This window comes from Vitiosangium sp. GDMCC 1.1324, assembly GCF_003044305.1.
Taxonomy (GTDB): domain Bacteria; phylum Myxococcota; class Myxococcia; order Myxococcales; family Myxococcaceae; genus Archangium.
This window is the reverse complement of sequence record NZ_PZOX01000009.1, coordinates 172,667-185,025: the sequence shown is the minus strand read 5'-3', so window position 1 is coordinate 185,025 and position 12,359 is coordinate 172,667. Positions and strand designations below refer to the sequence as shown.

At 67.3% G+C, this 12,359-nt stretch carries 10 protein-coding genes and 1 riboswitch; of the genes, 7 read left to right on the top strand and 3 right to left on the bottom strand.

All coding sequences use genetic code 11. The annotated features are described in order from the left end of the window. Positions 1-86: 86 nt before the first annotated feature. Complete coding sequence (locus tag DAT35_RS26215; protein WP_108069895.1) at positions 87-293, bottom strand: cold-shock protein; 207 nt, start codon at positions 291-293, stop codon at positions 87-89. A gap of 122 nt (positions 294-415) precedes the next feature. Continuing rightward, positions 416-2,323: a M2 family metallopeptidase gene (locus DAT35_RS26210; RefSeq protein WP_108069893.1), complete on the bottom strand. Its 1,908-nt coding sequence runs from the start codon at positions 2,321-2,323 to the stop codon at positions 416-418. Positions 2,324-2,484: 161 nt separating this feature from the next. Here DAT35_RS26210 and DAT35_RS26205 point away from each other — a divergent pair, with 161 nt between their 5' ends. From DAT35_RS26205 to DAT35_RS26195, 3 genes are read left to right on the top strand one after another with little or no spacing between them, the layout of a single operon-like run. After that, on the top strand, positions 2,485-3,018 hold the full coding sequence (locus DAT35_RS26205; protein ID WP_108069891.1) for a DUF3105 domain-containing protein: 534 nt from the start codon (positions 2,485-2,487) through the stop codon (positions 3,016-3,018). Continuing rightward, positions 3,015-4,118, top strand: a complete 1,104-nt coding sequence (locus DAT35_RS26200; RefSeq protein WP_108069889.1) for a heparan-alpha-glucosaminide N-acetyltransferase domain-containing protein — start codon at positions 3,015-3,017, stop codon at positions 4,116-4,118. Before DAT35_RS26205 ends, DAT35_RS26200 begins: the two co-directional genes overlap by 4 nt. A 60-nt stretch (positions 4,119-4,178) precedes the next feature. Next, positions 4,179-5,996, top strand: a complete 1,818-nt coding sequence (locus DAT35_RS26195) for a von Willebrand factor type A domain-containing protein (RefSeq protein WP_108069887.1) — start codon at positions 4,179-4,181, stop codon at positions 5,994-5,996. Between the two features lie 123 nt (positions 5,997-6,119). On the opposite strand, the gene DAT35_RS26190 is transcribed toward DAT35_RS26195, so the two are convergent. Beyond that, the gene (locus DAT35_RS26190) at positions 6,120-6,941 is read right to left on the bottom strand and encodes a M57 family metalloprotease (protein ID WP_108069885.1); all 822 of its coding nucleotides are present in this window, start codon (positions 6,939-6,941) and stop codon (positions 6,120-6,122) included. Positions 6,942-7,420: 479 nt separating this feature from the next. On the opposite strand from DAT35_RS26190, the gene DAT35_RS26185 reads away from it, so the two are divergent. The 4 genes from DAT35_RS26185 (at position 7,421) to DAT35_RS26170 (ending at position 12,300) form a co-directional block, all read left to right on the top strand. Next, positions 7,421-7,615: a hypothetical protein gene (locus tag DAT35_RS26185; protein ID WP_108069883.1), complete on the top strand. Its 195-nt coding sequence runs from the start codon at positions 7,421-7,423 to the stop codon at positions 7,613-7,615. 106 nt (positions 7,616-7,721) lie between these two features. Next, positions 7,722-9,017, top strand: a complete 1,296-nt coding sequence (locus tag DAT35_RS26180) for a sensor histidine kinase (protein ID WP_108069881.1) — start codon at positions 7,722-7,724, stop codon at positions 9,015-9,017. 96 nt (positions 9,018-9,113) lie between these two features. Beyond that, a riboswitch (S-adenosyl-L-homocysteine riboswitch) is annotated at positions 9,114-9,184 on the top strand. A 73-nt stretch (positions 9,185-9,257) separates the two neighbouring features. Next, positions 9,258-10,676 carry an adenosylhomocysteinase gene (ahcY, locus tag DAT35_RS26175; RefSeq protein WP_108069879.1) on the top strand — a complete coding sequence of 473 codons (1,419 nt, stop codon included), beginning with the start codon at positions 9,258-9,260 and terminating at the stop codon, positions 10,674-10,676. Positions 10,677-10,884: 208 nt separating this feature from the next. Further along, on the top strand, positions 10,885-12,300 hold the full coding sequence (locus tag DAT35_RS26170) for a glycoside hydrolase family 76 protein (protein WP_108069877.1): 1,416 nt from the start codon (positions 10,885-10,887) through the stop codon (positions 12,298-12,300). Positions 12,301-12,359: the final 59 nt, after the last annotated feature.

Genomic DNA, 12,359 nt, shown 5'->3' with positions numbered 1-12,359 from the left:
ACACGCGAGGACTCCGGACATGAAAAAGGGCCCGGCCCCCCACGGGTCGGACCCTTTTCTAGGAACAACTCACGAAGAGAGGCGGACTAGGCGACGGCGCGAACGTTCTGCGCCTGCAGCCCCTTGGGACCCCGAGCGACCTCGAACTCGACCCGCTGGCCCTCGGCCAGGGTGCGGAAACCATCCATGTTGATGGCAGTGTGGTGGCAGAACACGTCCTCGCCACCGCCATCCTGCGTGATGAATCCGAACCCCTTCGCATCGTTGAACCACTTCACCGTACCAGTTGCCATTTGCTCTCTTCTTCTTTCAGACAGACGGACGCGGAAATCGGCGGTCCGACTCGGTTGGACGAGACCCGACCAAGCGGGCGCCAATGTAAGCGGAGCCGCGATTCGTGTCTACCGGGGATCTCCTACCAACCGCACTTTTGGCCCTTGTTCTGTTCCTGGAGCCAGGCGCGCAGCGGAGCGAAGTACTCGAGGATCGCCGAGGCATCCATCTCGCGCTGGCCGGTGAGGGCCTGGAGCGCGTCCGGCCAGGGCTTGCTGGCGCCCATCTCCAGCATCGCCTGGAGCCGCTTGCCGGCCTCCTTGTTGCCGTAGATGGAGCACTCGTGGAGGGGCCCCTGGAAACCGGCGGCCTGGCAGAGCGCGCGGTGGAACTGGAACTGGAGGATGCGCGCCAGGAAATAGCGCGTATAGGGGACGTTGGCGGGGACGTGGTACTTGGCACCCGGATCGAAGTCCTTCTCGGAGCGCTCCACCGGCGCGCGCACGCCCTGGTACTTCTCGCGCAGCGCCCACCAGGACTTGTTGTAGTCCTCGGGCTTCACGCGGCCAGAGAGGACCTCCCAGCGCCACTGGTCCACGAGCAGCCCGAAGGGCAGGAAGGCCACCTTCTCCATGGCGTCCTTCATCTGCAGGTTGATGAGGCCCTTGTCTCCCTTGGGGAGCTCCTTCAGCAGGCCCAGCTGCTTGAGATAGCTCGGAGTGATGGAGAGGGTGAGCGCGTCGCCGATGGCCTCGTGGAAGCCGTCATTCGCGCCCTGCTGATAGAGCGCCGGGAGCGTGTAGTAGTACGTGTAGTAGTAGTCGTGGCCCAGCTCGTGGTGGATGGTGACCAGGTCCTCCTCGGTGGGCTTGATGCACATCTTGATGCGCAGATCATTGTCGTAGGTGACGTCCCACGCGCTGGCGTGACAGACCACCTCGCGGTCGCGCGGCTTGGTGAACTGTGAGCGCTCCCAGAACGTCTGCGGCAGCGACTTGAGCCCCAGCGAGGTGAAGAAGGCCTCGCCCGTCTTCACCATGCGGATGGCGTCGTACTTCTGCTTCGTCAGCTCGGCATCCACGTCCAGGCTGGGCTGCCCCTTGTAGGGCTCCACCAGGTTGTAGATGTTGTTCCACTCCTGCGCCCACATGTTGCCGAGCAGGTGCGCGGGGATGGGCTTGCCGGCGGGCACCTTGTCCTCGCCGTACTGCTTCGCCAGCCGGGCGCGCACGTAGCAGTGCAGATCGTCATAGAGGGGCTTCACCTGCCCCCACAACCGCTGGGCCTCCTTCTCGAAGGCCTCGGGCGGCATGTCGTAGTTGGAGCGCCAGAGCGCGCCGAGGTCCGCGAAGCCGATCTCCTGCGCACCCTCGTTGGAGATGCTCACCAGGCGCTCGTAGAGCGGGCGCATCGGCTGCGAGATGGTGTGCCACCCCACCCAGGCCTCGAGCAGCTCGTCGTACTTGCGGCTCTTGGCCATCACGTCGGACAGCTCTTCCAAATCCTTGCAGGTGCCCTTGCCGTCCTTGCCGCAGTACTTGCCCTTGCCGTAGAGGCCCTCGAGCTTCGCGGCGATGGAGGCCAGCTCGGCGCGCTTCTGCGGATCACTCGGCGCAACCAGCGCGGAGGACACGCGCAGCAGGTGCAGCGTGCGCGAGGTATCCGCGTCCAGCCCCTGCACGTCCTTGAAGCGCGCGGCCTGCTTGATGGCCTGGTTGAGGTAGCCCATCACCTCCTCGTTGACGGTGGCCGCGTTCCGCTCGGTGTCGTCGGTGATGTACGTGGACTTGATCCACTCGGCCGTGGACTGCTTCACCCACAACCGCTTGAGGTCCTCGTTCACTCGGGTGGCGAACTGGCGCGCATCCTCGGCGGTGGGCTGGACCTCGGTGGGCTTCTGCGGCTGCTCGGAAGGCGGAGCGGCAGGCGGCTCTCCGGGAGGGGGCGTGGTGGAGCCATGCGCCGAGGGCGCACAGCCAGGGGATGCGACGAGCGGCACGATCGCGAGGGCCGCGCGCAGGATCTGCATGACGGGAGAGGTGCGGTTCATGGCGGGGCGGGACCGTAGAGGAAGGCCCGCGTGAAACGCACCCCCAAAGTGAGGAGATGTTCACGGTTTGGACCCGGCCGCGGATTCCTGACGCAGTGCGAAGCGCCGGGCCGCCTGACCCCTCGTCCACCCAGGGCCGGATGCGATAAGAGGGGCCACCGATGTCCCTGCGCCACCGCCTCCTCCCCGCCCTCCTCCTGGCTCCGTGGCTCGCCGCCTGCGGCCCGAGCGACGACCTCGACTGCTCCCGCTACGACTTCCCGCTCTCGCCGCCTCCCGCGAGCGCGAGGCACCTCACCTGCTCGAGCACCGCGTGCGGAGACGGGCTGAACCCGCCCACCAGCGGTGACCACTGCGCCGACACGCTGCGCTGCCAGGTTCACGACACCGAACCGAACCGGTGCGTGTGGCTGCACAACCTGGAGCACGGGCACGCGGTCTTCCTCTACAACTGCCCCGAGGGCTGCCCCGACATCGTGTCCACGCTGGATGCGCTCCGGCAGGAGGCGAAGGTCGGGAGCAACGGCGTGGTTCGCGCCCTGGTCGCCCCGGACTCGCGGATTCCCAACCGCGTGGCCGCGCTCCTGTGGCGGCGCGCCTGGGTCTCGGACACGCCGGATCCGCAGGCTCTGCGCTGCCTGCTGCAACTCCAGGACGCCGAAGCGCCCGAAGCCGGACTCGCCTGCCTGCCATGAGCCCCGCATCCACCCACGAGCGCGTCCGCGCCATCGACTGGCTGCGCGGCATCGCGGTGCTGTTCATGATCCAGTGCCACGCGCTGGTGCTGCTGCGTCCGGAATTGCGCCAGAGCGAGACGACGAAGTTCCTGCTCAAGATCGACGGGCTGGTGGCCCCGGCGTTCCTCTTCTCCGCGGGCTTCGCGCTCGCGTTGCTGCTGGTCCGGAGCGCCGCGAGCGGCAAACGGGGCGAGCGGCTCGGGCGCAACCTGCGGCGGACGCTGCAGGTGCTCGGCGTGGCCACGCTGGTCAACTGGATGTGGTTCCCCCTGTTCCGGGAGCCGAAGTGGCTGGCACGCCTGGACATCCTCCACTGCGTGGGGTTGTCGCTGCTGATCGTCCTGCCCTTCGCCGCCGCGCTGGCCTCGAGGCCCCGGGTGCTGCGGGGCGTGGCCCTGGCCCTGGCGCTCGTCACCTTCTTCCTGTCCCCGCTCGGGGAGGCCGTGAACGGCCCGTGGGCCTACGTTCTCAACAAGTCGACCGGGGCCGTGTTCCCCCTGCTGCCGTGGCTCGGCTTCACATGGCTGGGGGCATATGCCGGAGCGGTGGCGGGCGAACAGGGCCGGGCCGGGCTCGTCCGCGCCCTGCTCTTCCTCATCGGGCTCGGAGTCGCGGGCTCACTGGCGGCGGAGCCCCTGCGCAACCTGTACCCGGAGCACCGCTTCTTCGTCACCAACCCGTCCAACGCGGCCGATCGCTGGCTATGCGTGTGCATCGTGCTGCTGGCGCTGGTGGGGCTGGAGTGGCGGACGGCCTCGAGCTCCACGCCCTCCCGGGTGCGTCGCTTCGTGGAGACGTTCGGCACCGCGTCCATGTCCGCGTACTTCTTCCATGAGGCGCTGCTCTACTTCCACATCTTCGGCTTCTCCTTCGAGAAGGTGTGGGGCAACCGGAGCAGCTGGGGGCAGTACGCACTGCTGGCGTTGGTGCTCATTGGCCTGACCTACGGGTTGTGCGTGGCCCTGGACCCAGTGCAGAACGCCGTGCGCCGGGGGAGCCGATTCCTGGTGGAGCTCCTCCCCGGGAGCTTCGGGGGAAAATTCGCGAGGCCGCGTTAGACCCAAATCGCGGCTGGTGCGTTCCGAGCAACCGTTCCCACGGAAACAACCGGAGCGCACATGCCATCGTCCAAGCTGAACCGCCTGACCCGCTGGGGGAGCGCCGCTCTCGCCCTGAGCCTCGTCCCGGGGTGCAGCACGTCCTACAGGACCGCCGGAGGCACCACGGAGTCCGGCGACTGGAAGTCCCAGCCGAGCCTCACCAAGGAGGAGGCCGGACCCGTCGCCCAGACCCAGCCCGTGCAGGGAGATGACGCCACGGAGGCGGAGTTCTCCAAGGACAAGGCGAAAGCCGACGCCCCTGCGAAGCCGAGCCCGAAGCCGATGACGGCCAGCACGGGGGGCGCCCTGGCCGCCCCGGAGCGCCGCAGCCGCGCGGCGATGGCACCCGCCGAACCAGCCGGAATCGTGGCCGCCGCGCCGGCACCAAGCACGCCGCCTCCCCCTCCCCCCATGAAGATGAAGGTGGCAAGGGAGCTGCCGCAGCAGCAACCGGAGCCCCAGTCCCAGGGCAACAGCTTCGCCGAGCACGCGCCCAACGCCTTCATCGACACCGCCACGGATCGCTTCTCCACCTTCGCGGTGGACGTGGACACGGCCTCCTACGCGGTGTCCCGCCGCTACCTCAACCAGGGAGCCCTGCCGCCGCACGCGGCCGTCCGGGTCGAGGAGTTCGTCAACTACTTCAAGTACCGCTACACACCGCCCGAGCAGGGCGCCTTCACGGTGCACCTCGAGGGAGCGCCCTCGCCCTTCAACGCGAGCCGCCACTTCGTGCGCGTGGGCGTGCAGGGCAAGGTCGTCTCGCGCTCGCAGCGCAAGCCGGCACACCTCGTCTTCCTGGTGGACACCAGCGGCTCCATGAGCCAGCCGGACAAGCTGCCGCTGGCCAAGGAGGCGATGAAGCTCGCGGTGAAGAACCTCAACGAGAACGACACGGTGGCCATCGTCACCTACGCGGGCAGCACCCGGGACGTGCTCTCGCCCACTCCAGCCACGGACATCGAGCGCATCTACAAAGCCATCGACGGGCTGGAGTCCGGCGGTGGCACGGCCATGGGCTCGGGCATGGAGATGGCGTACAGGCACGCGGTGAAGAAGGCCTCGGGCAACGTGGTGTCACGCGTGGTGGTGCTCACGGATGGTGACGCCAACATCGGCCCCAACGTCTCCGCGGACACCATGCTCAACAGCATCCAGGGCCACGTGAAGGAAGGTGTCACCCTGTCCGCCATCGGCTTCGGCATGGGCAACTACCGGGACGACCTGATGGAGAAGCTGGCCGACAAGGGTAACGGCAACTGCTTCTACATCGACAGCTACAAGGAGGCGAAGAAGGTATTCGAGACGCAGCTCACCGGCACGCTCGAGGTCATCGCCAAGGACGTGAAGATCCAGGTGGAGTTCGACCCGAAGGTGGTGCGCCGCTACCGGCTGGTGGGCTACGAGAACCGGGACATCGCCGACAAGGACTTCCGCGATGACAAGGTAGACGCGGGAGAGATTGGCGCGGGCCACAGCGTCACGGCGGTGTACGAGGTGGAACTGACGGGCGAGAAGGCCGCGTTGGGCACGGTGCGCATCCGCGCCAAGGCGCCCAACGGCACCGAGGCCTCCGAGCAGGCCTTCCCCCTCGAGCAGCGAATGGTGCGGGCCACGCTGGACGCGGCCTCGCCGGACTTCCGCTTCGCGCTGGCGGTGGCGGCCACGGCGGACGTGCTGCGCGGCAGCCCGAGCGCCCAGGGCTGGAACCTGGCCACGGCGCAGAAGCTCGCCGAGGGAGCCACTGACGGCAACGCGGACCGCGAGGAGTTCGTGAAGCTGCTGAGCCGTGCGCGGGGCCTGCTGGGGAGCGCCGTGGCCCGCGAGGGCCGCTGAGCGAGCCTCCCATCAGGGGGCGGTGGATGCGATTCCCACCGCCTCCCTGACGCGCGAAAACAGAAGGGCGGCCCCCGCGAAGGAGCCGCCCTCGAACGCCGTCAGTCTTTAATGCCTACGCGCTCACTTGGGGTAGAGCGTGAGGGCGGCCGCGAAGTCGTTCGCCGTCTGCCGGTAGCCGCCCGTGCCCGAGGCGCGGCACTGCGGGTAGAACATCACCGAGTTCGAGTCATAGGTGGACGTCAGCAGCCGCGCGTCGGCCGAGGTCTCGGTCGTGCAGCCGGTCCAGATGTGCTCGTGGCGGAAGCCCAGGGTGTGGCCCAGCTCGTGGCGCAGGATGCCCTGGAAGTCACGGCCGCCCGCCGTCGTGGTGAAGGCCGAGCTGGTGATGAGCAGCCGGCGCGCGGAGCGCGCGTCGTTGGGGAAGAAGGCCGACGCGAAGTAGCTCGTCGAGGACGAGGGGCTGACGTCGAACACGACGTTGGCGTTGCTCGAGGTGCAGGTGGCGTCCTGGGCGGGCACGTACTTGAAGGCCACGCCGATCTTGTCGCTCCAGGAGGCCGTCGCGATCGCCATGGTGTTCACCACCAGCGTCTTGTTGGTGCCGAAGCTGTTGCTCACGCAGTAGGTGAGGTTGTAGCGCTGGGTGGTGTTCCAGATGACGTCGGTGCTGCCCGAACGCATCACCGTGAGGCCCTGGGTCAGCCGCGCGCGGGTGTCCTCCCAGTACTCCCGCAGCTCCTGCTCGTCGGACAGGGGAATGTCCCCATCGACGATGTAGGCATTGATCTCGGGCTCGAAGATGGCCGACGCCCGGAACTCCTCCCAGGCCTGCTGCTCCTCCTGCTCGTAGCTCATGGGCTCCGCGTCCGGCCCCGCGCCGCACGCACACAGCATGGAAACCATGACGCCAAACCCGAACCGCACCGCGTACTTGCTCCGCATGTGGATGCACCCCTGTTGTCAGACGATTCATGCGCCTGGACGGCTCGGGCCCTCGGCCCCGTCCGGCACGGCTCCCCGCCCACAGCAAGCCTCGCGCCACAATCCAGACGCCCAGGAACTCCCGGCGCTTCCAGCGAGCCGTCCGCTCCCGGGTGGCACATCCACGCGCCTCTGCCGGTTGTCGGCATGCCAACATTCTTGACACGGCGCGACAAAAGCCCAGGGAGATCAAAAACTTGAGAACACTCCTCGCGTGCGTCCTCGAATGGGTCACTCGCTGTCTGAAAGCGAGACAGACGGCACGGGCGCATTCACAGCGCCTGAGAAAAACAGGGGGCCCTTTGTCTGCAGTGGCGGCAAGTCGATCCCTTCTCCAGAAACGCCATCCGATTACATAAAGGCGCCATGGCCACGTTCCGTGCCCGCCCCCCTGGGTATGGTCCTCGAAACAGACGTGGCGTCTGTCTTTCGGAGGAGTCATGGACCTTCCCTCTGCCCTGGGTCGAGGCGATTCGTGGAAGCTGTCAGTGGTGCTCGCGCTCGTGGTGCTCAGCGCATGCAACCCCAAGCCTCCCGATGATCCGGGATATGAGGCATCCATGCCCTCCATCTCGGGAGAGGCGCGAGAAGGGCAGACGCTCACGCCCACGGTGACATACTGCGTCCCGCAGTGAACCCGACAGCACGGCTCGGATGACCCGGCCGGGCCCCTCCCCCTCCCTCCTGCCACGCGTCGACCTCCACCGCCTCCCCACGCCGGGAGGCGGTAGACTGACCACCATGCCATCCGCCACGTCGGGCTCGGAGCCGAGCCCGGGTCCGGACAAGAGGTTCCTGATATTCGCGGCGATCCTCCCGCTGCTCTCCGTCCTGGACCTGCTCACCCTTTCGCGCATCAGCATCGGGGCGCTCGGGGTGCGGGTGGTCTGGGCGCTGGAGCTGGTGGCCTGCGCGTTCTTGTTCGAGCGGGCCTCCGAGCCCTGGCGGCGCGTGATCAACCTGGGCAACAGCGCACTGGGCGCCCTGCTCTACCTGGCCATTGTCCACTTCACGGGGGACGTGGAGAGCCCGTACGTCCACCTCGTGCCCACCCTGCCGCTGATGGTGGCCTGCATCTACCCGGAGGAGGCGGGCGCGGCCGTCGCCAGTGGCATCATCTGCATGCTGGGCGTCTGGGGGCTGGTGTGGATGGCGGATGGCGCCCACACCCTGGGCATCTCGTGGGCCTCCGTGGTGGCCATGGCCACGTTCTTCGGAATGTACGGCTCCTCGCGGTTCCGCAAGGTGACCGAGGCACGCAATGAGGCTCGCGTGGAGCGAGCCCGCCGCGAGGCCATGGAGAAGCTCACCCTGACGGTCCGGCAACAAGCCCAGTCCGAGCGGCTCGCCACCGTGGGCCGGATGGCCGCCAGTGTGATGCATGAGATCAACAACCCGCTGGCCTTCGTCCGCTCCAACCTGAACTTCATCCAGACCGAGGTGCTCGCCCAGCCACTGGAGTCCGGGGTCCGCGGAGAGCTCGCGGAGGTGCTCTCCGAGACGTGCTCGGGCCTGGATCGCATCCAGCAGATCGTCACGGACCTCAAGGGCTTCTCGCGCATGGACGTGGAGGAAGCCAGCGAGTGCGCGCTGGCCGGCGTGGTGGCGGACGCGGTGCGGCTGGGAGCGGTGCGGCTCAAGCACGTGGCCGAGGTGAAGGTGGAGGTGCCCGAGAACCTCCCCGTCGTCTTCGCCACGCCCCGGCGGCTGGTCCAGGTGCTGCTCAACCTGCTCGTCAACGCCGGCGACTCGCTGGAGGACGCGCGAGTGGCCCGGGGAGAGATCCTCGTGCGGAGCGAGGTGCGGAACCAGCGCGTGGCGCTGCTGGTGGAGGACAACGGCCCCGGCTTCCCACCCGAGGTGCTGTCACGGCTCTTCGAGAGCTTCTTCACCACCAAGGGCCCCGAGAAGGGCACGGGCCTGGGCCTGGTCATCTCGCGCCAGTTGCTGGAGCACTTCGGCGGAACTCTCATCGCGGAGAACCGTGCCGAGGGGGGTGCCCGCCTGTGCATCGAGCTTCCCGTCTACCGCGGCTGAGCGCCCGGGCCCTGCCCCTCCACCCACCCGCTCGCCCGACCCTCCGCCCTGATCACTTGTGTGGCGAACCGCGGGCCTCTTGATGTAGGGTCTGCCCACCCTGAGGAGCGCTGCAACGGGGGTCCCCTCCCGCCAGGCTCAGGTTCGTGGAACGGCGCTCGCTGACTCGTGGCTGGATGCCCGGGAGGCGAGCAGGAGCCGTCCGCCCACATCCAGCCCCCTGCCAATCAGGAGCAATGCATGAGGGCTGTAATCGATCTGAGCAAGTTCACCGACTTCAAGGTCGCCGACATCAAGCTGGCCGACTGGGGCCGCAAGGAGATCGCGATCGCCGAGACCGAGATGCCCGGTCTCATGGCCATCCGTGACGAGTTCGCCAAGACGCAGCCCCTCAAGGGCGCGCGCATCGCCGGCTCGCTCCACATGACCATCCAGACCGCGGTGCTCATCCAGACGCTGGAGGCCCTCGGGGCGGAGATCCGCTGGGCGTCCTGCAACATCTTCTCCACCCAGGACCACGCCGCAGCCGCCATCGCCGCGGGCGGCACCCCCGTGTTCGCCTACAAGGGCGAGTCGCTCGAGGAGTACTGGGAGTACACCCACCGCATCTTCGACTGGGCCGACGGCGGCACGCCCAACATGATCCTCGATGACGGTGGCGACGCCACGCTGCTCATCCACCTGGGCACCCGCGCCGAGAAGGACCTCTCCGTGCTGGCCAACCCCGGCAGCGAAGAGGAGACCGTGCTCTTCGCCGCGATCAAGAAGCAGCTGGCGGCGAAGCCGGGCTGGTACTCGAAGATCCTCAAGAACATCCGCGGCGTCACCGAGGAGACGACCACGGGCGTGCACCGTCTCTACCAGATGGCCAAGGAAGGCAAGCTGGCGTTCCCGGCCATCAACGTGAACGACTCGGTGACCAAGTCCAAGTTCGACAACGTCTACGGCTGCCGCGAGTCCCTGGTGGACGGCATCAAGCGCGCCACGGACGTGATGATCGCCGGCAAGGTGGCCGTGGTGGCCGGTTACGGCGAGGTGGGCAAGGGCTCGGCGCAGGCGCTGCGTGGACTCCAGGCCCAGGTGTGGGTGACCGAGATCGATCCCATCTGCGCGCTGCAGGCGGCCATGGAGGGCTACCGGGTCGTCACCATGGAGTACGCGGCGGACAAGGCCGACATCTTCGTGACGGCGACGGGTAACTACCAGGTCATCACCCACGAGCACATGAAGCGGATGAAGAACAACGCGATCGTGTGCAACATCGGCCACTTCGACAACGAGATCGATGTGGCGAGCCTCAAGCAGTACAAGTGGGAGAACATCAAGCCGCAGGTCGACCACATCATCTTCCCGGACAAGAAGCGCATCATCCTGCTGGCCGAGGGACGTCTGGTGAACCTGGGCTGCGGCACTGGCCACCCCAGCTACGTGATGAGCTCGTCCTTCGCCAACCAGGTGCTGGCGCAGCTGGAGATCTTCACCAACCCGGGCAAGTACCAGCCGGGCGTGTACATGCTGCCGCGGCACCTGGACGAGAAGGTGGCGCGCCTGCAGCTCACCAAGCTGGGCGCGATGCTGACCGAGCTCACCGATGATCAGGCGAAGTACATCGGCGTGTCCAAGCAGGGTCCCTTCAAGAGCGACCACTACCGCTACTAGCCGCATCCGGGCGGCGACCCGACGCCCCCCGTAGTTCCAAGCCGCGTCCCTTCCTGTCCGAGGGGGCGCGGTTTTCTTTTTGCGAATGTCTTCTACTCCACACCGTGCGGGGCCCGTCTGATACGGCTTGTCACTCCATGCCTACTCGGCTATTCAATTAATTCTTGAAATAGCCGCTAAACAAACAATGCCAGCAAGACTGGAGCCGATGATGAAGGCCTATGGAGTGGTGTTGCTGTCGAGCCTGGGGTTCGCCACCCCGGCGGTGGCGGCCGTCTGCAACAAGTACTGCGATGGCCGTGACCCGGCGCTGTCGCCAGTGGACCGCCAGCCGGTCACCGCCAGCATCTACTCGCGGCAGATCACACTGCACTTCGACGACACCGACGCGATGTCGTGGGCCTCCATCGACAACGGCAGCCCGGGTGACGAGGTGTGGTTGGACCGCTCCTTCGACGGGGGACGCACCTGGGCCTCGGGCAGCAAACTCGGAGACACGACGATTCCCTCGGGCTCCAGGGGCTGGCGCACCCTGATGTACAACGTGGACGACTGGGGCGCGAATGGCGTTGGTGCGATGCGCGCCTGTGGCAAGGCCGGCGACCGGCCCGAGATCGCCTGTACCCCGTGGGCCCGCACCACGTGGAATGCGTACGATCGGCGCACCGCCGCCGCGACCGCGCTCATGCAGTTCTACGACAACAGCACGGGCCTGTTCAGCACCACGGGCTGGTGGAACTCCGCCAACGCGCTGACCGCGATCATCGACAACATCCGGGTGAGCGGCATGGGCAGCTATCGCTATGCCATCGCCAACACCTACGACCGCAACCGGAACGCCATGGCCGGCAACTTCACCAACGACTACATCGATGACACGGGTTGGTGGGGTCTGGCGTGGATCGCCGCGTATGACCTGACCGGTGACAGCCGGTACCTGGACACCGCCCGGGCCGACGCCGACTACATGGCGCGTTACTGGGACACCGTGTGCGGCGGCGGGGTCTGGTGGAGCACCGCCCGGACGTACAAGGCCGCGATCGCCAACAGCCTCTACCTGCAACTCAACGCGGCCCTGCACAACCGCATCCCGGGTGACACCGTCTATCTGCAACGGGCCCGCGCCGAGTGGTCCTGGTTCCAGGGCACCGGGATGATCAACGCGTCCAATCTGGTGAACGACGGCATCGATCTGACCACCTGCCGCAACAACGGCCAGCCCGTCTGGTCCTACAACCAGGGAGTCCTGCTCGCCGGGCTCACCGAGCTGTACCGGGCCACCGGTGACAGCACGCTGCTGACCACCGCACGCCAGCTCGCGAACGCATCGACCACCAGCACGGCGCTCCACTCGAACGGAATCCTCAGGGACCCGTGCGAGAGCGGCGACTGCGGCGGCGACGGCCCCTCGTTCAAGGGTGCGTATGTCCGCGGGTTGGGAGCGCTGAACGCGCTGCTGTCCGACCATCCCTACACCAGCTACCTGCGCCGCCAGGCCGACTCAGCCTACGCATACAATCGCAACGCCCTGGACGCGTACGGCTTACGCTGGGCTGGAGCCCTGGACCGCACGGACGCCGCTCGCCAGCAGAGCGCCGTTGATCTGATGAACGCCACGCCCTGAGTCCACCGCGGGAACAAGAAAAGGCCCCGCGCGTCCTCCTCGGACGTCGCGGGGCCCTG